We start from the raw sequence: 20,376 nt of genomic DNA, 5'->3' as shown, positions 1-20,376 counted from the left end.
CCGTGCGCCGGCGCATCATCATCGTCACCGCCGTCCATCCGCCCTCGGCACACTTCCTGCCGGACGCCTACCGGTCGCTCTGCCAACAGGAGCTCCCCGAGGGGTGGGAGTGGCACTGGGTCATCCAGGAGGACGGCACGAGCGACGCGGTCGCCCCTCATGTCCCCGACGACGAGCGGGTGACGTTCCGACAGGGGCGGGCCGGTGGCCCCGGCGTCGCCCGCACCATCGCCCTCGCGCACGCGGAGGGCGAGTACCTCAAGGTCCTGGACGCCGATGACCAGTTGGCGCCCGGCGCGCTGACCCGTGACCTGGCCGCCCTCGAAGGCGACCCCGGCCTCGGCTGGGCGACGTCCCGCGTCCTGGATCTGCTGCCCGACGGCTCCACCGCCGGCTTCCCCGGCGACCCCGAGCCCGGGCCGGTCGAGCGCGGAGCCGTGCTCGCCTACTGGAAGGCGAACGGCTTCCGCGCCCAGGTCCACCCGGCGACGCTCTTCATGCGCCGCGACCTGGTGCTGGCCCTCGGCGGCTGGATGGCACTGCCGGCCTCGGAGGACACCGGCCTGCTGCTCGCCCTCAGCGCCACGAGCCGCGGCTGGTTCTCCTCCGAGGTGGGCCTCCACTACCGGAAGTGGCCCGGCCAGGCGACCAGCCAGGCGTCCCACACCGAGACCGCCGAACGTGCGGCCCGTATGGCCGTCGTGGAGGCCAGGGCACGGGAGCTGGCGCGGCTGAACTGGGGGTATCCGGGGGTGGGTTGAGGGTCCCCTCAGGGCAGCGTTTCCGCGTCGACCCGCGAGAAGATCAGATCGCTCTCCTCGACCACCGGGTGCCGCCACCGCACCGGCACGCCCCCGGACCGGCGCATCGCCGCCGGATAGCTCCCCGGGTCATAGCTGTTGGGGAGGCGGTAGACGTGAAACCCGTGCTCCCGCATCGTCGTGAGCAGTTCCTCGGGCGACTCCCCCAGCGCCGCCATCCGCTCCGGGGTCACCTCCACGGTGATCTCCGCGTCCGGCCGGAGGGTGTCGAGCAGGGGGGCCAGGCCGCGGATCACGCCGCCCTCGGCGCCCTCCACATCGATTTTGATCACCCTGGCGGACGCGACCTCGGCCGGATCGAGAAGGTCGGGGAGCGGGCGTGCCTCGATCTCGCGGATGTCCTCAGCGGGGCCCCCGTACGGGACGATGCTGGCCGCCCCCATGTTGTTCGAGCTCGCAAGGATGAGGGTCACCGTTTTCCGCTCGTCGGCGACAGCGGCGTTGACGGCGCGGAGGTGGTGGCAGTCGTTGAGTTCGGCATGCCGGAGGATTCTGGCGTGAAAGGTAGGCGAGGCCTCGATCGCCACCACCCGGCCCTTCTCCCCCACGAGCTGTGCGGCGAGCAGACTGAAGTAGCCGACATTGGCGCCGACGTCGATATACGTATCCCCGGGGCGGAGCCGGCGCTTCAGCCACTGCGTCATATGCGGCTCCCACACGCCGAACATATAGACAAAGCGCTGGATCAGATCCTGGGTGTCCACGGCCATCGCGGCGCCGAATCGGGTGCGGACGACCCGCCGGCGCGGGTGCTGCCGTAACCACGGATTGAGGCAGCGCGTGGCGAGCGCCGCTTTGCCCAGCGATCCGGGGGCGTCCCTCAGATATCCGCGCCCGAGGGTGATCAGGGTCTCCCTCAGGGTGTCTCTCAGGGTCTTGCTCATCCATTCGCCTTTCCGCCGGTTCGCTCGGCGCCGTGGCGCGCCGCTGCCTCCCTGCAATCCTTATCTCCGCGGCCACGGCGCCTACTCCGCGTACGAGGGAATCGGACACCGCTCTGGTCTGTTGCGGCCCGGCGTGCCACCCTGCGCGACACCCACGGCGCGGCCTCGGCACACACGGTGCCCGGCCCCGCCAGGGGACACCCAGTCAACGCAGCACTGTCGCTCTGACAGACAAGGAGACGGCAATGAGCGAGTCCCATGGAGACGCGTCGCAACAGGGCGCCTTACCGGACCGAGCCACCCTGAGCCCCGGAACAGCGGTCCTGAGCACCGAAGAAGCGCTCAGAAAGCGGCACACCGCGCGTGCGCGAAGCGCCGCCGACCGCACCAGGGCCGCCTGCCGCGCCGCCGGGGTCGAAGCGGACCCGGCGGCCGTGATCGCCGTCCCCACGGAGGCGGCGGCGAAGGCCGCCAACGCCCTTCGCCTGTCCGCCGACGCGCTCGCCGCGCTGGCCAAGGGAGCCCCGGACCCCGCGGCCGACGCCCGGCAGGCCCGGAACGCCGCCGCTGCCGCCGTCCTCGCCGCCCAGATCGCGCAGTCCCACGGCACCGGCGCACTCGCCGATGCCGCATACGACGCCGCCCTCAGGGCCTCGCAAGCCGCCGGTACGGCCGCGGGGAGGGACGGCATGGGCAGGAGCGAGGCGCTGAACGCCGAGGCGGAGACGGCCGAGGCAGCCGCCGTCGCCGCTGCCGGGGCCGCGGGCTGGCGGTAGCACGCACCGCGACGGCCTGTCCGGCACCGCCGGCCACCAGGTGGCCGGTGCCGGTGCCGGACAGGCCGGTGGGCGGGTTGCGGCCGCTCAGCCCTGGTCGACCGGGCCGGTCTCCGGGGCGCCGCCGCTCAGCCCCGGTCGAAGGGCAGATCCAGCATCCGGATGGCATTGCCACGCAGCAGCTTGTACGTCACCTCATCCGAAAGGCCCGCCACATGCTCGGCCGCGACCTGCTTCGTATGCGGCCAGGTCGAGTCGACATGCGGGTAGTCGGTCTCGAAGGTGGCGTTGTCCACGCCCACGGTCTCGATCGACTCGACTCCGTGCTTGTCGCGGAAGAAGCAGCAGAAGATCTGCCGGTAGTAGTACGTGGACGGCGGCTCGGGGATCAGGTCCTTCACCCCGCCCCACGCCCGGTGCTCCTCCCAGACGTCGTCGGCGCGCTCCAGGGCGTACGGGATCCACCCCATCTGGCCCTCGCTGTAGGCGAGTTTGAGCCGCGGGAACTTCACGAGGACGCCGCTGAACAGGAAGTCCATCATCGACGCCATGGCGTTGTTGAAGCTCAGGGACGCCTGCACGGCGGGCGGTGCGTCCGGTGACGCCGCGGGCATCTGTGACGACGAGCCGATGTGCATGTTCACGACCGTGCCCGTCTCCTCGCACGCGGCGAAGAACGGGTCCCAGTAGCCGGAGTGGATCGACGGCAGCCCCAGGTACGTGGGAATCTCGCTGAAGGTCACCGCCCGCACCCCGCGCGCGGCATTGCGCCGGATCTCGGCGACCGCCAGATCGATGTCCCACAACGGGATGAGGCACAGCGGAATCAGCCGGCCACCGCTGTCCCCGCACCACTCCTCCACCATCCAGTCGTTGTACGCCCGCACACAGGCCAGCCCGACCTCCTTGTCCTCGGCCTCGGCGAAGGTCTGCCCGCAGAACCGCGGGAACGTCGGAAAGCAGAGCGACGCCTCGACATGGTTGAGGTCCATGTCCGCCAGCCGGGCCTTGGGGTCCCAGCATCCGCGCCGCATCTGCTCGCGGGTGATCCCGTCCAGCGTCATCTCGTCGCGGGAGAAGCCCACGGCCGCGATGATGCGCTTGTACGGGAAGATCAGCCCCTCGTACTCCCACCAGTCCGTGATCTGGCCCTCGGGGTCGGTCGTGAACCGGTACTTGCCCCCGACGTACGCCAGCTCACCGATACCGGCGGTGAAGGGCTTCGGGCCCTTGTCCTGGTACTTCTTCGGAAGCCAGGTCCTGAAGAGGTGCGCGGGCTCGATCACGTGATCATCCACGCTGATGACCCTGGGAAGCTCCGCCGTGCCGCTCTGGTTGCTGATCACGCTGTACCCCCAACTGCCTGCCGGATGGTCACGCCGCCGGACCGATATCTGACGACCCATCAGTTCGGAGGTTATGGGCTCACCCTTCTGACGACAAGGCGAGGCCGGGAACTCCACCCCTTGCGGTATCGCGCGGCGTCCGCTGAACTGACGCATCGTCAGTTCAGGTTGAGGAGTCGAGGAGGCAGCATGCAAACGATCTGGCTCAGCGGTGCCGAGTGGTTCGCCGTCCTCCGCATCGGCCTCGGCCTGTGGTGGCTGGAGAGCTGGCGCCACAAGGACAAGAAGACCTGGTTCACCGGCGGCGGCATCACCTGGGCCGCCGGAATCGCCGCCGACCACCGGTGGCCCGTGATCCGCAAGAGCTTCGACCGCCTGGTGAAGCCCCACCCCCGCCTGATGGCCTACGTCGTCGCCTACGCGGAACTGGCCCTCGGCCTCGGCCTGATCGCCGGCTTCCTGACCCCGATAGCCCTGGTCGCCGGCGCCGTCCTCAACCTGATCTACCTCGTCCTGATGATCCACGACTGGGCGGAACAGGGCCAGAACCTGATGATGGTCCTGATCTCCCTCACCGCCCTCCTCGCCATGAGCTGGCAGAGCTGGTCGCTCGATGGGGCTTGGGGGTTGTTCTTGTAGCCGGGGGCTCGGCGACCCACGGGCGACCTCGATCCGGCCACCCGCCCCCACTTGTATGATCGCCAGGCATTTTTCAGGAGTGCGTGTACCGGGGGGACGCATGAATGCCGGTGAGCAGTGGGTGACGATTGCAGCGGTGTTGCTGGGGTCGGTCTCCACGCATCTGACCACCTACGCGATGGAACGCCAGCGCAAGAGGCACGAGTTGGTGACGCGCTGGGACAGCAAGAAGCTGGAGGCGTACGAGGGGTACGTCGACAGTGTGCGGGCGTGCATCTTCCTGGCGGTGCAGCTCTTCGAGCACCGGGAAGGGCTGCGGGCCTGCGAGATGAGCGAGCCGGACATGCTGGTGGAGATGGCGGCGGCGGGCCGGTTACGGGGACGGGCTTTCGAGCGGATCATGCTGCTCGGCGGAGATGACGTCGTCGAGGCGGGGCACGATCTCAACGCCCTGGCGCTCAAGGTCGACTGGCAGGCGAACGGCCGGATCGGCGGCACCCTGGAGGAGTGGCGGGAGCGGCATCGCGCCGTGTTCCGGGGGATCAACGACTTCCATGAGGCGGCCCGTTCGGACCTGGGCGTCGACGGTGGCGTCACGGGCGAGAAGCACCCTGAACGCGATCTCCTGCTCCCGCCGGCCCAGCGCGAGGCGGGCGGCGGGTCGTAGAGCGGGGATTCGTAGGGCGGGCATAGGGGCCGGGCACCGGGGGCCGCGGCATCAGGGGCCGGGGCGTCGTAGGCCCGGTGTTCCGTCCTGCCCACCCGGGCCGTGGGGGCGCCCGGGTGGTCAGGTGCGGTCAGCCCTTCTTCCCCACGGTCACCGGGCGGTCGCTGTTCAGCTCGGTGAAGAGCTGTTGCGCCTGGCGGGCGTTCCACTGCACGGCGCTGCCCTTAGGGGTTTGCAGGGCGAGGTTCGAGACGGGGACGTTGAGCCTCTTGCCGTCACCATCGGTGACCGCCTTCATCGCCTTGAAGAGCGAGGTGAGGTTCGGCAGGCCGGTGTCCTTGTCGACGATGAGGGTGCCGAGGCCCGCGCTCATCGTCGGGTAGACCGTGCCGGGGTCGAGCAGGACGCCCGGGGTGGCGGCCTTGTGGGCGAGGGCGGCCAGGAACTTCTGCTGGTTCTGACTGCGGCCCAGATCGCCCTGGGCCTCCTGGTGGCGCTGGCGGACGAAGGCGAGCGCCGTACGGCCGTCGAGCGTGTGGCAGCCCTTCTTCAGGTTCGCGCCCGACTTCTCGTCCTTGATGTCCCGGTCCAGGCACATCGGGACGCCGCCGACCGCGTTCACGATGCCGACGAAGCCGGCGAAGCCGATCTCCGTGTAGTGGTCGACGTGCACGCCTGTGTTGGCCTCGATGGTCCGGACCAGCAGGTCGGGGCCGCCGAACGAGAACGCCGCGTTGAGCTTGTTCTTCGTCGCGCGGTAGTGCTTGCCGGTCTCGGGGCGGATGTGCGCCGGGATGGTCACCCACGAGTCACGCGGCAGGCTCACCATGGTCGTGCCGTGGGCGCCGGTGTGCAGCAGGATCATCGAGTCGGTGCGCCGGCCCGCGTCGGCCGAACCGCCGGTGTGCAGGTCCTTCCTGGCGCGTTCGGAGAGGCCCACCCGGCTGTCGGAGCCCACGATCAGGTAGTTGGTTCCCTGGCCCTGCGCCGGGCGGTCCGCGATCTTGCCGAGATCGACCTCGCGGTGGAGCTCGGTGTCGGCCCAGACGTAGGTGCCCACGGAGCCGAGGGCCAGCACGGTGGACAGGACGATCAGCGCCCGGGTGATCCGGCGGCGCCGGCTGGGCGGCTCCGCGGCGCGCCGGCCCCGGACGGTGGTGCCGCCGCCCGGGCCCGTACCGCCGGTGCGGGCAACGGGGCGTCCGTTGTCGGGGTGACCGTCGTCGGGGTGGCCGTCGCTGAGGTGGCCGTTGGTGACGTGGCCGTTGGTGAGGTAACCGTTGCTGACGTGGCCGTTGCTGAGGTGCCCGTTGCTGAGGTACCCATCGCTGAGCTGACCGTCGCTGAGGTAACCGTTGTCGAGGTAACCATCGCCGACGTGACCGTTTAAGCGGGGTGGTGGCACCAGGGTCTGCGGGCCGGTGTCGTACCCGTCGTAGGGGTTGGGTGGCCGTGCCGGGTGCACCTGAGGCGCGTATTCAGCCGGGTACGCCTGAGGCGCGTATGCGCCTGACTGCGCCTGAGACGCGTACTCACCCGGGTACGCCTGAGGCACGTATGCCCCTGGCTGCACCTGAGACGCGTACTCACCCGGGTACACGTGAGACGCATACTCGCCCGGGTGCACCTGAGGCGCGTACTCGCCCGGGTGCCATATCTGCCCGGTGCCGATGTGGTCCTGTGCGTGGCCGTCGCTCCAGTTCCCGTCGAGCGGCCTCTCCAGCCAGTCATTCATGCGCGGAAATCTCCATGCTCGTCTCTTCTCCACCAAATAGGGTGCGGATCTGCACAAGCGAACGTGGGGAACGTGGGGAACGCGGGGAACGCGCGGTCCGGCGGCGGCGTACGGGGCCACGGCCGGGCTCGCGGGCGCAGGCACGGCGGCGGGCGGGGAGCGCCCGGCCTCGCCGCGCGGGATGTCCGTCCGGTCCATGGCCGGGCGGACACCCTGGGGCCGCACTGCCGACGGTCATCACGACGGCAAACTCTCGTACGCGACCGGCTGGCCGAGCTCCGGCTGGCCGATGTGCTGCGCGGCGGTGCCGGAGCGGTGCATGCGCTGCCACTTCAGCCGGGTGCCGAGCAGGAAGGCCACCACGGACTGGATGACCACCAGGTACATCAGCTGCCGGTAGACGAAGAGCTGGAGCGGCATCGCCCACAGCTCCCGCACCGGCTCGCCGTCGAGCCGCAGGGCGTAGCCGGCGCAGGCCAGTTGGAGGGCGAGGAAGCCGACCCACACCCCGGCCGAGAACACCAGCCCCTGGAAGAGCGCCCCGTAGAGGGCGAAGACGTCGACGATCGGTGCGAACAGCGGCAGGGCGACCTGGAAGAGCGTGAGGTAGCTCAGTCCGCGGCGTCCGAAGCGGCCGGCCGGGCCCACTTCGATGACGGCACGGCGGTGCTTCCACATGGCCTGGAGCGTGCCGTAGCACCAGCGGTAGCGCTGCCGCCACAGCTGGCTGAGCGAGGTGGGCACCTCGGTCCAGGCGATCGCGGTCTCCTCGTAGACCACCCGCCAGCCCGCCTGCCACAGGGCCATGGTCAGGTCGGTGTCCTCGGCGAGGGTGTCCTCGCTGACCCCGCCGACGCCCATCAGCGCGTCCCGGCGGAAGGCGCCGATGGCGCCGGGGACCGTCGGCATGCACTCCAGCACCTCGAACATCCGCCGGTCGAGGTTGAACCCGAAGACGTACTCCAGGTGCTGCCATCTGCCCAGCAGATGGCGCCGGTTGCCGACCTTGGTGTTGCCGCTGACGGCGCCGACGGCCGGGTGGGCGAGCGGCTGGACGAGCCGGTAGATGGCGTCCGGCTCGAAGACGGTGTCGGCGTCGACCATGACGACGATGTCGCATCGCGAGTGGGCCAGACCGGTGTTGAGGGCGGCCGCCTTGCCCGCGTTGGGCTGGCGGATGACCTCCACCCGGGGGTCGTCGATGGCGGCGGCGAGGTCCGCGGTGTCGTCCGTCGACCCGTCGTCGATCACGATGATCTGTAGTTGCGGGTGGTCGGAGGCGAGCAGCGAACGGACGGTGGACTCGATGCCCGCCGCTTCGTTGTAGGCGGGGACCAGGACCGTCACCGGGTCGGTGATCTCGCGTAGCCAGGGGGAGCCCGGCCGGATGCGTACCAGCCGCCGGACGTGGGCACGGGCGAAGAAGACGAGGGAGGCCAGCCGCAGCACGCCCAGGGCGCCGGCGATGCCCAGCACCCAGGTCATCCCGTGCACGAACCCGTACCCGAGGGCCTTGATCCAGACCAGGGCCGTGCCCAGCCATCGCTCCGGGGCGGGGGCCGGGGTGTCGGCCGCGGGCAGTCCGGCCCCCCACGTCACCGTGGTGAATTTGTCGATTCTGGGGTTGTTGAGCAGTTTTTCGGTGTCGTGGTAGGCGACATCGTTGTGGGTGAACTGCCGGACCACGCCCTGGGACGGCTTACGGAACCACCGGTCGGCGGCCACCAGCGTGTAGCCGTCCTCGGCGGCCTGTTGGGCGGCCTTCCACTCCGGGCCGCACATGGTGTCCACCGCGGTGGTCTGCGGCAGCCTCAGCAGGTCGGTGTGGATGCCCGCGGTGCCCGCCAGCGCCTTCTGCGTCAGCGCCAGTTCCAGCCGGGCCCGGAAGGGCGAGGCCGCGCCCATGACCGCGCCGGTGTAGGTGTTCGACCCGATCTCATGCCCTTCGGCCTTGATGCGGCGCACCAGGTCCGGATACTGGGCGGCCTTGGCGCCCTGCACGAAGAAGGTGGCGTGCGCATGGTGCTTGTGCAGCAGATCGAGCAGGCGTGGCGTCCATACGGGGTCGGGCCCCCCGTCGTAGGTGAGGGCCACGTTGCGGGCGGGCATCCCGGCGGACTTCACCTTGCCGCCGTCGAAGCGCACCACCGGACCGCCCTTGTCCACCGCGCTCGGCACCGGCGTGGTGCAGTCGCTCCGGGTCTTCGCGGCGTCGACCTCATGGGTGGTCCAACCCTCGAAGAGCAGGGCGCCGAAGGCGAGCGGGAGGATGAGGCTCAGCAGCAGCCAGTGACCCCGGGGATCACGGGACTGCGCGTGCCGGCGACGGCTCGTGCGGCGGCTCACGTCGCTCCCGGGGTGACCTCGGTCATCGGGGGGATGAGCTGTCTTCGGACGGAGCCGCCGACGGCCGCCGAGGGCGCACCCGCGGCGTGGGTGAGGAACGTCGGGACGTCGCCGGCAGCCGCGGCGGCCGCCCGGCGGGGGGCGCCTCCGACGGCGGCGACCGACTTCCGCAGCACGTTTCCGTGCCGGACGGAAGCGTCGGCACATGGCTGGGGAAGACGTATTTTCTGCCGTTTTGCGTTCCGGCTGGCCTCACACATGGTCGGCGAGTGTACTCACCGGAAACATCGCGTAACGGTGTCCGCTCAAGATCCCTTACGACGGTGACAAGCCTCCGAGCCGACGTCCCGGCGCCGCAGCCGCGCGACATTTGCCCAGGTCAGACGGATTTCTCCCGAGGCCTTTGCCCGGTATTGCGACCTCTGCAACGCGGCACACCACCCCCTCGGCCTGAGAGTGTTGTAACACCTGACCCCACCGGGGCGCCGCCCCCGCCGGTGACTGAAAACACCCTTATCTCCGGACCGTGTCCGATCTAACTTTGACTGTGTGACCGGATTCGAAATCTGGTCACGGAGCCGGAGGGGGCCACGGCATGGAACGCGCGCAGCGCGCTGACCGCATCCTGGACGCGGCAGGGGAGTTGCTGCTCGCCTGGGGCTACCGGCGGGTGACGATCGATGAGATCGCCCGCCGCGCCAACGTCGGCAAGGGCACGGTCTATCTGCACTGGAAGACCAAGGACTCGCTGCTCCTCGCCGTGATGCTGAAGGCTCAATCCCGAATGCAAACCCGGCAGTTGGAGCGCCTGCGGGCGGATCCGCTGGAGATTCTGCCGAGCCGGATGATGAGCCGGCTCTTCCTCGAATTCCAGGCCGAACCGGTATTGCGTGCGGCCTACACCGACGACGCCGATATCCTCGGCCGGCTCAACGAGACCGCGAAGCAGGAGTTCGCGGAGCTGATCGTCGCGGGTGACCGGAATCTGCGTCACCATCTCGAAGTGCTGCGCGAGCACGGCCTGGTGCGCCGCGACACCGACGTACAACACCAGCAATACGCCTTGTTGGCGACATCCAGCGGATTCTTCACGTCCGAGGCGCTGCTCATCGACCGCGCCCCGGACGGCCTGGAGGTACGCGCCGGCATACTCGCCCACACCATCCGCAGCACGCTGGAGGTGCCGGCCGACGCCGACGCCCATCCCGGCTCCGACCTGGGATCCGACGCCGGGCCGGCCGCCGCTTCGGCCCGTCTGCGCGCCGCCGCGACCGCGGCCGCTCCCGAAATCATCGCCCGCTACGAGCGCTTCACCGAACTCTGCGCACAGGAGATGCGCCGGCAGATACGCGACTGAGGCCGCGGCGGATTTTCCGTGGGGCGGATTCCGACGATGAATTCGAACAGAGATTCCTCTCCCGCCGGATTCGGGGAGGGCTCCCTACGAGGGCCGGCACGCGACCGGCCGCCCGCCACCGGCTCCACGAAGCGGAATCCACCCGGCCCGACTCCACCCGGCGGAATATCCGGCCACGACTGCTGACACACGTTCCACCAAGGAAAAGAGCCACGTCCAAGCCCTGGCCCGGCCGGGCCCCACCCTGGTCCGCGGGCCGACTCCCAACCCGGAGGAGATCGAAAGATGTCGGCATTATCCAACTCCCCGCTCGCCGCACATGTCGGGAAACACCCTGGCGAGCCGAATGTGATGGACCCGGCGCTGATCACCGACCCGTTCGGCGGCTACGGCGCACTGCGCGAGCAAGGCCCGGTCGTACGGGGCCGGTTCATGGACGACTCGCCCGTCTGGCTGGTGACGCGCTTCGAAGAGGTCCGCCAAGTCCTGCGCGATCAGCGGTTCGTGAACAACCCGGCCGCACCGTCCCTGGGACGCTCGATCGACGAAAGCCCCGCGGTCAGACTTTTGGAAATGTTGGGGTTGCCCGACCATTTCCGGCCGTATCTGCTCGGGTCGATCCTCAACTACGACGCACCCGACCACACCCGGCTCCGCCGACTGGTCTCGCGCGCCTTCACGGCACGCAAGATCACCGACCTGCGGCCGCGGGTCGAGCAGATCACCGACGACCTGCTGACCCGGCTTCCCGAGCACGCCGAGGACGGTGTGGTCGACCTCATCCAGCACTTCGCCTACCCCCTGCCGATCACCGTGATCTGCGAACTGGTCGGCATCGCCGAAGCGGACCGCCCGCAATGGCGGAAGTGGGGAGCCGACCTCGTCTCGCTGGAGCCGGGGCGGCTGAGCACCGCGTTCCCGGCGATGGTCGAGCACATCCATGAGCTGATCCGCGAGCGGCGCGGCGCGCTCACCGACGATCTGCTCAGCGAGCTGATCCGCACCCATGACGACGACGGCGGCCGGCTCAGCGACATCGAGATGGTCACCATGATCCTCACGATCGTCCTGGCCGGCCACGAGACCACCGCCCACCTCATAGGCAACGGCACGGCGGCGCTGCTCACCCACCCCGACCAGCTGCGCCTGCTCAAGGACGATCCGGCGCTGCTGCCGCGCGCCGTCCACGAGCTGATGCGCTGGTGCGGGCCGGTGCACATGACCCAGCTGCGGTTCGCGTCCGAGGACGTCGAGGTCGCCGGGACACCGATCCACAAGGGCGACGCCGTACAACTCATCCTGGTATCGGCGAACTTCGACCCCCGCCACTACACCGACCCCAACCGTCTCGACCTGACCCGCCACCCCGCCGGCCACGCCGAGAACCATGTGGGCTTCGGCCACGGAATGCACTACTGCCTGGGTGCCACCCTCGCCAAACAGGAAGGCGAAGTCGCCTTCTCCCGCCTCTTCACGCACTACCCGGAACTGTCCCTGGGCGTCGCGGCGGACCAGCTGGCGCGGACACAGGTACCCGGCAGCTGGCGGCTGGACACCCTGCCGCTGCGACTGGGGTGACCGCCCCGTAGCCGCTGCGGCTGTGGTGACTGCTCCGTACGGCTAGCGCGCGGCGGCCGTCATCGGACAGGAGCCGACGCAACGAGGGCCCCGTGCGGGCGAGTTCTCCGCACGGGGCCCTCTCTTGCCGACGGTCCTGCCGTCCTCAACTCGGGCGACTGGCTCGCAGCGAGTACATGAGGGGGATACGGGGGCGGTCGGCGGGGAAACGGTGGTAGCCGTCGCCGCTACGGCTCAGAGCGGTGAAGCGCTGGAACATCGTCATGTCGTGCTCGTGCAGGAAGTCGATGCGCAGGCCGGTGGCGGCCAGGGCGGAGACGACGTCGCCGAGCGGGTGCTGCCATTCGACGCTGCGGTTGTTGACCGTCGGTGCGCCGAAGTCCGTGTAGGAACCGGGGGCTTCTTCCACCCAGGCGTCGCGGCGGAAGTAGTCGTGGACGATGCGTGAGCCGGTCTCGTCGTCCAGGGCGTCGCAGAGCGGATGGAATTCGGCGAGGTAGAGGAAGCCGCCGGGGGCGACGAGGGCGGCGGCGGTGTCGGCCCAGCGTTCCAGGTCCGGGAGCCAGTTCAGGGCGCCGAGGCCGGTGTAGACGATGTCGTACGCGGCTTCGGGGACGGCTTCGGCGGCGTCATAGACATCGGCGGCGACGAACGCCGCGCGGTCGGGGCCGTAGCCGAGCTCGGCGGCGAGCGTACGGGCCGTGTCGATGGCCGGTTCGGAGAAGTCCAGGCCGACGACGCGGGCCGCGCCGCGGTGGGCCCAGGAGAGGGTGTCCTGGCCGAAGTGACACTGGAGGTGGAGGAGCGACCGGCCGGTGACATCCCCGACCTCCGCGACTTCGAAGTCACGGAGCACGTCCCGGTCCCGGCGGAACCTGTCCTGGTCGTAAAAATCACTCGCGGTGTGGAGGGCGACGCGCTCGTCCCACCTCGCACGATTCGCTTCCCGCCAGTCCTCGGCACCTGAAATTCTGCGCATTCGGCGAAGTTATCCACAGCCTTGCGGCCCTCGCCAACGGTTTTCCCGCCCCGGGCGCAGAATGGGCCCATGACTGACGAGACGACCCCAGCCCCAGGCCCCGACGCCACCGCTCCGCACCCTTCGACCCCCGACACCCGGCCCGCAGCCGGCACGAGGACCGGCTCGGCCGGCCCGATAGCAGGGGCGGACGGATCGACGGCGGGCGCGACAGGCTCGGCGGACCCCGGCGGCGCGGACGCCTCGATGCCGGACTGGGAGAAGCGCTTCCGCGCACCGCGGATCGGGCTGCCGGACTGGGCCGAGGACGCCCCGGACCGTTCCCTGTTCGTCTCGAACGCCACCGGCACCTTCGAGCTCTACACCTGGGACCGGGCCACCGGTAAGCAGCGGCAGGCCACGGACCGGCCGAACGGCACGACGGACGGCACGCTGTCGCCGGACGGCCGCTCGATCTGGTGGTTCTCGGACACCGACGGGGACGAGTTCGGTGTCTGGATGCGGCAGCCCTTCGAGGGCGGCCCGGATGAGCCGGCGACCCCCGGTCTCGCCCCCTCGTACCCGGGAGGGCTGGCGATCGGCCGGGACGGCACGGCGGTCGTCGGATGCTCCACGGACGAGGAGGGCTCGACGGTCCATGTCGTGCGGCCGGGCGAGGCGCCGGTGGAGATCTACCGGCACCGCGAGTCCGCGGGCGTCGGCGATCTCTCGCACGACGGCTCGCTGATCGCCCTCGAACACACCGAGCACGGCGATGCGATGCACTCCGCGATCCGCGTCGTACGGCCCGACGGCTCCACGGTCGCGGAGCTGGACGACACCAAGGGCGGGACCGAGGAGCTGGGCCTGTCGGTGATGGGCTTCGCACCGGTGGACGGGGACGCCCGGCTGCTGGTCGGCCACCAGCGGCGGGGCCGCTGGGAGCCGATGATCTGGGACCCGCTGACCGGGGTGGAGACCGCCCTGGACATCGAACTCCCCGGAGACGTGGGCGCCGACTGGTATCCCGACGGGTCGGCGCTGCTGGTGGAGCACGAGTACCAGGCCCGGAGCGAGCTGTGGCGCTACGAGCTGGGCACGCCGGGCGGCCACGGCGCCGCGGGCGGCGCCGGTTCCGGAGCCGGTGACGGTGACGGTGACGCGGCCGCCGGGGCCACTGGGGCCGCCGGTCCGCTGACCCGGGTCGAGACCCCGGCCGGCACGGTCTCGGGGGCCACCGCGCGGCCGGACGGCACGGTGGAGTTCCTGTGGTCGTCGGCGGCGCAGCCCCCGGAGGTGCGGTCGACGAGCGGCGAGGTCGTACTGGACCCGCCCGGGATGAAGGCGCCCGGGTCGGTGCCGGTACGGGACGTGTGGGTGGAGGGCCCCGGTGGCCGTATCCACGCCCTGGTGCAGCAGCCGGCGGGCGAGGGCCCCTTCCCGACGGTCTTCGACATCCACGGCGGTCCGACCTGGCACGACAGCGACGCGTTCGCCTCGGCCCCCGCGGCCTGGGTGGACCACGGCTTCGCGGTTGTACGCGTCAACTACCGCGGCTCGACCGGCTACGGCCGCGCCTGGACGGATGCCCTCAAGCACCGCGTCGGGCTGATCGAGCTGGAAGACATCGCCGCGGTGCGCGCATGGGCCGTCTCGTCCGGTCTGGCCGACCCGGAACGGCTGGTGCTGTCGGGCGGCTCATGGGGCGGCTATCTGACGCTGCTCGGGCTCGGTACCCAGCCGGACGCCTGGGCCGTGGGCCTGGCGGCGGTTCCGGTCGCGGACTACGTCACGGCGTACAACGACGAGATGGAAGCCCTCAAGGCGATGGACCGGACGCTGCTCGGCGGCACGCCCGAGGAGGTCCCGGAGCGCTTCGCGGCGTCCTCCCCGCTGACGTATGTGGACGCGGTGCGGGCCCCGGTCTATATCTCCGCGGGCGTCAACGACCCACGCTGCCCGATCCAGCAGGTGGAGAACTACGTCCAGCGCCTGGCCGGCCGCAGCCATCCGCACGAGGTCTACCGCTACGACGCCGGCCACGGCTCCCTCGTGGTCGAGGAACGCATCAAGCAGGTCCGCCTGGAACTCGACTTCGCCCAGCGGCATGTGAACGAGAGGAGCTAGAGGGTTCCTGCGGGGAGCGGCGGGAGCGGCCGGGACGGTCATTGGTCCGTCGTGCGTCTGCGGCTGCGTTGTGGCTGGTCGCGCCGTTCCCCGTGGCCCTGGGGGCGGGCTGTGAACGCGACTGCGGCGGGAGGACGCAGGAGCGGCGCCGGGGCGGGGGCGTGAGCGCGGGTGCGGGAGCAGGGTGCACCCGCGGGACGGGGCCACCGGCGCGGCGCCAGGGCAGGCGGGGCCGCGGGTGCGGCGCCAAAGCAGGTGGGGCTCGTGGGAGCGGGGCGCGAGCGCAGGTACGGCGGGGGTGCCTTGGTGTGAGCGTGGCTGCGGAGGCCGGGCGTGGCCGCGTGGGCTGGGCGTGGCCGCCGAGGCCGGGCCCGGCCGTAGGCACGGCGTTGAGCTGTGGGTGGGTGGTGGTGAGGGGAGGGGTGGGGCGGGGGGGGAGGGGCCCCCGGGGGGAGAGGGCAGGAAGGTCAGGGGGTCATGTGGTGGGTCAGGGCCGCGTGGGGGTTCCGGCCCTCGGGCGTGTTGTCCGGGGTGTGGTCCGTGTGGACGGTGGCGGCGGTGAGGCGGGGGATGGCGTGGATGAGGGCGTGTTCGGCGGCGACTGCGAGGGCGTGGGCCCGGACCACGGTCAGGCGGGAGTCGACGACGATGTCCGCCTCGGCCCGCAGGGTGTGGCCGATCCAGCGCATACGGACCTGCCCGACGCCGTGGACGCCGTCCACCCCGCGTAGTGCGGTCTCGGCGGCGTCGATGAGCGCGGGGTCGACGGAGTCCATCAGCCGCCGGTAGACCTCCCGGGCGGCGTCGCGCAGCACCATGAGGATGGCGGCGGTGATCAACAGGCCGATGAGCGGGTCGGCCTGCTGCCAGCCGAGCGCCGCGCCGCCCGCGCCGAGCAGGACGGCGAGGGAGGTGAAGCCGTCGGTCCGGGCATGCAGGCCGTCGGCGACGAGCGCGGCCGAGCCGATCCTGCGGCCGGTGCGGATGCGGTAGCGGGCGACCCATTCGTTGCCGAGGAACCCGATCACGGCGGCCACGGCCACGGCCCACAGGTGAGTGACATCGCGCGGGTGCAGCAGCCGGTCCACGGACTCGTACGCGGCCCATACCGCGGAGGCGGAGATCGTCAGCACGATGGCGATGCCGGCGAGGTCCTCGGCGCGGCCGTAGCCGTAGGTGTAGCGGCGGTTCGCGGCCCGGCGTCCGAGGAGGAAGGCGATGCCCAGCGGTACGGCGGTCAGTGCGTCGGCGGCGTTGTGGATCGTGTCGCCGAGCAGCGCGACCGAGCCGGACAGGGCGACGATCACCAGTTGGATGAGGCTGGTGAGGCCGAGGATGCCGAGCGAGATCCAGAGCGTGCGCAGGCCCTCGCGGGAGGTCTCCAGCGCGGTGTCGACCTTGTCCACGGCCGCATGGCTGTGCGGGGTGATGAGGTGGGCGAGCCGGTGCCGCATCCGCGCCAAGCGGCCGTAGTGGTGCGGGGGGTGCGGGTGCTGAACGGCATGGCCTTGCTCGTGGCCGTGACCTTGCCTGTGGCCGTGACCTTGCGCGTGCTCGCGGCCGGAACCGTGGCGCTGCGCGTCCTCGCGGCCAGGTGCAGCACCGTGCCCCTGCAAGTGGCCGTGACCCTGCGCGGCCCCCCGCCCCTCCGCAGAACCACGCCCCCGCACACGGCCATGCCCCTGCCCCCGCACATGGCCGTACCCCTCCGCCTGCCCCTGGCCGGGCAGTCGGTCATCGCCCTGCGGCTGCGTGCCTTTGCCTGCCATAGCCCTACCGTGGCACGCCGATCCGATTGCGGCTACCAGCGTGATACGTCCGCTGACCAGGTGCGACCTCGTTGCAGAAGCAGGTTCCGTGCGGGTCGCGCGGCGGTGCCGGATTCAGGCCATACCGGCCCGCGCCGCCTCGCCCTGGCCTTCGCCACTGCCCTCGTCCCGGCCGTCTTCAGCCCGGCCCGACGCCCCCCGGCTCACAGCCCCCGCGGAGCCCTCCGACCTCACGTCCCCATCAGCCCCCACAGCGGCCACGCCGCCGTCGGCCCCCTCAACCCCCACCCCGATCCCCAAAGCCGCATCCCTGGCGGCCTCGGACTCGCGGCGGAAGAGGCGGAACCACATGAAGACGACGAAGCCGGCGAAGACGAACCACTCGCCGGTGTAGCCGAGGTTCTGGAAGGCCTTGAGGTCCAGTCCGCTGCCCTCGGCCGCGGCCGGGGGGACGGCGCGCAGCGGGGCCTGGGTGTCGGTGAGCGTGATCCAGGCGTCGTAGACGTCGTACGGCACGATGTTGACCAGGGACGCCGCGCTGATCATGGCGAGCCGGCCCGGTGCCGGCCCGCCGGCGCCCGGTACGCCGTCGCTGCCCTGGCTCTCGGAGGCCTGGAGTGCGCCGGTGACCGTCACCTCGCCCTTGGGCGGTGCGGGCACCTTCGCCGTGTCGGCCTTGGCGCCGGCGTCGCCGGGCAGCCAGCCCCGGACGACCGGCAGGGCCTTGCCGCCGTCCGTGCGGAGCAGCGTGAGGACGTAGAAGCCCTGCCGCTCGCCGTGTTTGTCCTTCAACGTGCGGCCCGGTACGAGCAGTTGGTGTCCGGTGTCGTAGTGGCCGCGGGCGCTGGCCTGGCGGCCGGAGGTCACCTGGTCGACGGGCAGCAGCCGTTCCAGGGGGCGGGCGGCCGCGGTCTTGGCCCGGGCGGAGCGGTCCTCCTGCTGCCGGTGGCTGTCGACGCGGTCCTCGAAGCGGCTCAGCTGCCAGCTGCCCATGAAGATGCAGACGGGGATCGCCAGTACGGCGAAGACGTTGATTCCCCACCACCGCGGGGTCAGCAGGAACCGGTACACGCCCTCAACGGTACGGGGCCCGGCCCACGGGGCCGCACCGGCCCCTCCACGGTCCGGCCCCGGCGGCCGGGACCTGGGCCGTCGGTGTCACGGCGCCGCGAGCGCCTCGGTGCGGTAGACCGTTCCCGCGCAGGCGTCGGTGACCTTGGCGTCGGCCGCGGCGGGTTCCCCGGCCTCCGGTGTGTGGCTGAGCACGATGCTGCCGGGTGCGGAGCCGCCGTCGCCGGGGCCCTCACCGCCGCCCGCCTCGCCGCCGCCGTCGCCGGGCGGGGTCGCGGCGTCCGGGGACTGCCCCGGGTCCTTGGAGGCCTCGGGCGTCGGCGACGGGCCCGGATTGGCGCATCCGGTGGTGCCGCCGCCGGACTCCGGGATCCAGGCGAACTTGACCTCGTACGCCTGCCCCGGCTTGAGAACCAGCTGGTCAGGGGTGGTGGCCGGGTCGGGCAGTCCGGTGGCCTCGTCGCCTGAGGTGTGGTCGACGACATGGACGCGGTCGGGACTGGTGGAGCCCTGGGCGACCAGGCCGATGCTGCCGCCGCCCTCGACGGAGCATGCGGCGCCGGAGGTGTTGACCACCCGGAACGCGCCGTAGACGCGGCCCGTGGCGTCCGCCGTGCCGACCGTGCTGGTGCCCTGGCCGAGCTGTTCGCGCCCGCAGACCGGCGAGGTGACATCCATGGTCTCGTCCGGGGCGGGGGTGCCGGCGCCCGCGCCGTGGCCCGCGCCGCGCTTCCCCGGGTTCCTGCCCTTGTCCGCGGGCTTGTCCTCGCCGCGCTTCTCGCCGTCCTTGCCGGCCGGCACCGGACCGGCCTGCTCGGTGCCTTCGCCGTGCGCCCCCTCGGCGCCGCCCTGGGGGAGCGTGCTGCCCGCCGCGTTGGCGGGCCGCTCCTCCGAGCTGCCGGCGAGGTGGGCCACATGGACCATGGCGGGGATGGATGTGCCGCCGAGCAGCAGCGCGGCCGCGGCGCCCACGACGGCGTGCCGGCGGCGCTGGCGCCGGGCGGGCACCGCGCGGCGCAGCTGCTCCAGCGCGTCCGGCGCGGGTTCGAGGTCGGCGACGCGGGAGTGCAGCAGCCGCCGGAGATCGTCCTCGCCGCCGAAGTCGCCACCGGTGGGGTGGCTTCGGCCGGGGCCGTCGCCGTCGCGGCCGCCGTTGCCGGTGCCGCCGCCGAAGCCGGAGCCGGTGGGCCCGTCAGTGCCGTACGCATGGCTGTCGGGCTCGTCACCGGCGCCCGGGGCACCCTCCGTGGCGCCGGTCGCACTGTCCGTGACAGCGATGTCATCGCCGCTGCCGGATACTTGGCCGGATTTCGCTCCCGGCCCGCAGGGGTCGTCGGGCTGACGGCCGCCATCCGGCGCACCGTCGGGGCGCTCTTGCGCCGCACGCGCCGCAGGGAGCCCACGCGCCCCATCGGCGGACCGCGCGCGCCTGCCGTCCGGTTCGTCCGCGTCGCGCCGCGCCCCGAGGCCGGGAGCGCCGCGCACGCCGGGCGCTTCGTGACTCCGGTCGTACGGGGTGCCGGGGCGGGCCGAGTGGAGCGGGCCGGGCCCGGGGGTGGTGCTGTGGTTCATGAGGTCGATCGAGGTGCTGGGGGAAATCGGGGTGTTCGGGTGGAGAGTGTCGTACGGGCCGCAGGCGTCGTACGGGTGGTGCCGGCCAAACGTCGTGCCACTCATGCCGGAGCCTCCATCGCGACGCGGAGCGCCGCGATGCCCCGCGACCCGTAGGCCTTCACGGAACCGAGCGATATGCCCAGCGTCTCGGCGACCTGCGCCTCGGTCATATCGGCGAAGTAGCGCAGCACCAGCACTTCGCGCTGCCGGCGCTGGAGTCCCCGCATCGCCTTGATCAGCTGGTCCCGCTCCAGCAGGTCGTACGCGCCCTCCTCGGCGCTCGCCATGTCGGGCATCGGCTTGGAGAGCAGCTTGAGCCCGAGGATGCGCCGACGCAGCGCGGAGCGCGAGAGGTTGACGACGGTCTGCCGGAGGTAGGCGAGGGTCTTCTCGGGTTCGCGCACCCGTCCGCGCGCGGAGTGCACGCGGATGAAGGCCTCTTGGACGACGTCCTCGCAGGAGGCGGTGTCGTCGAGGAGCAGCGCGGCGAGACCTAGCAGCGAGCGGTAGTGCGCGCGGTAGGTCTCGGTGAGGTGGTCGACTGTGGTGCCCGCTGCCATCGCGTCGTCAGTGTCCCCACGCTGAGGGGGAATCTGTGCGGGACGCGTGGTGGGCCAGGGAGCGATCACCGGCATGCCCCCGGACACACGGGACCGCGGTGGGTGCACTGCCGCGCCGGCTGCGCCCG

Annotated in this window: 17 protein-coding genes; 7 read left to right on the top strand and 10 right to left on the bottom strand. The window is 71.4% G+C overall.

Features of this window, described 5'->3' with window-relative positions; translation table 11 throughout:
• The first annotated feature begins 2 nt into the window (after positions 1-2).
• A complete protein-coding gene (locus tag QT196_RS21705; RefSeq protein ID WP_168480639.1) occupies positions 3-761 on the top strand; it encodes a glycosyltransferase in 759 nt (252 codons plus the stop codon).
• Between the two features lie 8 nt (positions 762-769).
• On the opposite strand, the gene QT196_RS21700 is transcribed toward QT196_RS21705, so the two are convergent.
• Entirely contained in the window at positions 770-1,705 is a 936-nt protein-coding gene (locus tag QT196_RS21700) for an FkbM family methyltransferase (RefSeq protein ID WP_290355469.1), read from the bottom strand.
• Positions 1,706-1,950: 245 nt separating this feature from the next.
• On the opposite strand from QT196_RS21700, the gene QT196_RS21695 reads away from it, so the two are divergent.
• Positions 1,951-2,481: a hypothetical protein gene (locus QT196_RS21695; RefSeq protein ID WP_168480638.1), complete on the top strand. Its 531-nt coding sequence runs from the start codon at positions 1,951-1,953 to the stop codon at positions 2,479-2,481.
• Between the two features lie 128 nt (positions 2,482-2,609).
• Here the strand turns inward: QT196_RS21695 and QT196_RS21690 are convergent, their stop codons facing one another.
• On the bottom strand, positions 2,610-3,827 hold the full coding sequence (locus QT196_RS21690; RefSeq protein WP_266738150.1) for an amidohydrolase family protein: 1,218 nt from the start codon (positions 3,825-3,827) through the stop codon (positions 2,610-2,612).
• Between the two features lie 189 nt (positions 3,828-4,016).
• On the opposite strand from QT196_RS21690, the gene QT196_RS21685 reads away from it, so the two are divergent.
• Together QT196_RS21685 and QT196_RS21680 are read left to right on the top strand one after the other, a co-directional pair.
• On the top strand, positions 4,017-4,466 hold the full coding sequence (locus tag QT196_RS21685) for a DoxX family protein (RefSeq protein WP_168480637.1): 450 nt from the start codon (positions 4,017-4,019) through the stop codon (positions 4,464-4,466).
• 121 nt (positions 4,467-4,587) lie between these two features.
• Positions 4,588-5,133 (top strand): hypothetical protein, encoded by a 546-nt coding sequence (locus tag QT196_RS21680; RefSeq protein WP_168480636.1) that lies wholly within the window; start codon positions 4,588-4,590, stop codon positions 5,131-5,133.
• A 130-nt stretch (positions 5,134-5,263) separates the two neighbouring features.
• Here QT196_RS21680 and QT196_RS21675 read toward each other — a convergent pair whose 3' ends face one another.
• The 3 genes from QT196_RS21675 to QT196_RS21665 all read right to left on the bottom strand — a co-directional run bounded on the left by QT196_RS21675 (position 5,264) and on the right by QT196_RS21665 (position 9,390).
• Positions 5,264-6,598, bottom strand: coding sequence for an LCP family protein (locus QT196_RS21675; RefSeq protein WP_248001253.1), 1,335 nt, complete (start codon positions 6,596-6,598; stop codon positions 5,264-5,266).
• Between the two features lie 507 nt (positions 6,599-7,105).
• Positions 7,106-9,214, bottom strand: a complete 2,109-nt coding sequence (locus QT196_RS21670; RefSeq protein WP_290355468.1) for a bifunctional polysaccharide deacetylase/glycosyltransferase family 2 protein — start codon at positions 9,212-9,214, stop codon at positions 7,106-7,108.
• Complete coding sequence (locus tag QT196_RS21665) at positions 9,211-9,390, bottom strand: hypothetical protein (protein WP_168480633.1); 180 nt, start codon at positions 9,388-9,390, stop codon at positions 9,211-9,213. The genes QT196_RS21670 and QT196_RS21665 overlap by 4 nt, the downstream gene beginning before the upstream one ends.
• A 419-nt stretch (positions 9,391-9,809) precedes the next feature.
• Here QT196_RS21665 and QT196_RS21660 point away from each other — a divergent pair, with 419 nt between their 5' ends.
• Positions 9,810-10,571, top strand: a complete 762-nt coding sequence (locus QT196_RS21660) for a TetR/AcrR family transcriptional regulator (RefSeq protein WP_266737964.1) — start codon at positions 9,810-9,812, stop codon at positions 10,569-10,571.
• 285 nt (positions 10,572-10,856) lie between these two features.
• Entirely contained in the window at positions 10,857-12,149 is a 1,293-nt protein-coding gene (locus tag QT196_RS21655; RefSeq protein ID WP_290355467.1) for a cytochrome P450, read from the top strand.
• Between the two features lie 145 nt (positions 12,150-12,294).
• Here QT196_RS21655 and QT196_RS21650 read toward each other — a convergent pair whose 3' ends face one another.
• Positions 12,295-13,128: a class I SAM-dependent methyltransferase gene (locus QT196_RS21650; RefSeq protein WP_168480630.1), complete on the bottom strand. Its 834-nt coding sequence runs from the start codon at positions 13,126-13,128 to the stop codon at positions 12,295-12,297.
• A gap of 246 nt (positions 13,129-13,374) precedes the next feature.
• Between QT196_RS21650 and QT196_RS21645 the strand changes: the two genes are divergently transcribed.
• The gene (locus QT196_RS21645; RefSeq protein WP_168483890.1) at positions 13,375-15,234 is read left to right on the top strand and encodes a prolyl oligopeptidase family serine peptidase; all 1,860 of its coding nucleotides are present in this window, start codon (positions 13,375-13,377) and stop codon (positions 15,232-15,234) included.
• 467 nt (positions 15,235-15,701) lie between these two features.
• Here QT196_RS21645 and QT196_RS21640 read toward each other — a convergent pair whose 3' ends face one another.
• The 4 genes from QT196_RS21640 to QT196_RS21625 all read right to left on the bottom strand — a co-directional run bounded on the left by QT196_RS21640 (position 15,702) and on the right by QT196_RS21625 (position 20,323).
• A complete protein-coding gene (locus QT196_RS21640; RefSeq protein ID WP_290356697.1) occupies positions 15,702-16,850 on the bottom strand; it encodes a cation diffusion facilitator family transporter in 1,149 nt (382 codons plus the stop codon).
• A gap of 267 nt (positions 16,851-17,117) precedes the next feature.
• Positions 17,118-18,074 carry an SURF1 family protein gene (locus QT196_RS21635; RefSeq protein WP_168480629.1) on the bottom strand — a complete coding sequence of 319 codons (957 nt, stop codon included), beginning with the start codon at positions 18,072-18,074 and terminating at the stop codon, positions 17,118-17,120.
• A gap of 87 nt (positions 18,075-18,161) precedes the next feature.
• Complete coding sequence (locus QT196_RS21630) at positions 18,162-19,751, bottom strand: hypothetical protein (RefSeq protein WP_290355466.1); 1,590 nt, start codon at positions 19,749-19,751, stop codon at positions 18,162-18,164.
• Positions 19,748-20,323 (bottom strand): SigE family RNA polymerase sigma factor, encoded by a 576-nt coding sequence (locus QT196_RS21625; protein WP_042150609.1) that lies wholly within the window; start codon positions 20,321-20,323, stop codon positions 19,748-19,750. Before QT196_RS21625 ends, QT196_RS21630 begins: the two co-directional genes overlap by 4 nt.
• Between the last annotated feature and the right edge of the window lie 53 nt (positions 20,324-20,376).

Origin of the sequence: Streptomyces sp. P9-2B-2, assembly GCF_030406865.1 — a bacterium.
Classification (GTDB): Bacteria; Actinomycetota; Actinomycetes; order Streptomycetales; family Streptomycetaceae; genus Streptomyces; species Streptomyces platensis.
The sequence above is the reverse complement of the archived record's forward strand: the minus strand, read 5'-3'. Positions and strand labels throughout refer to the sequence as shown.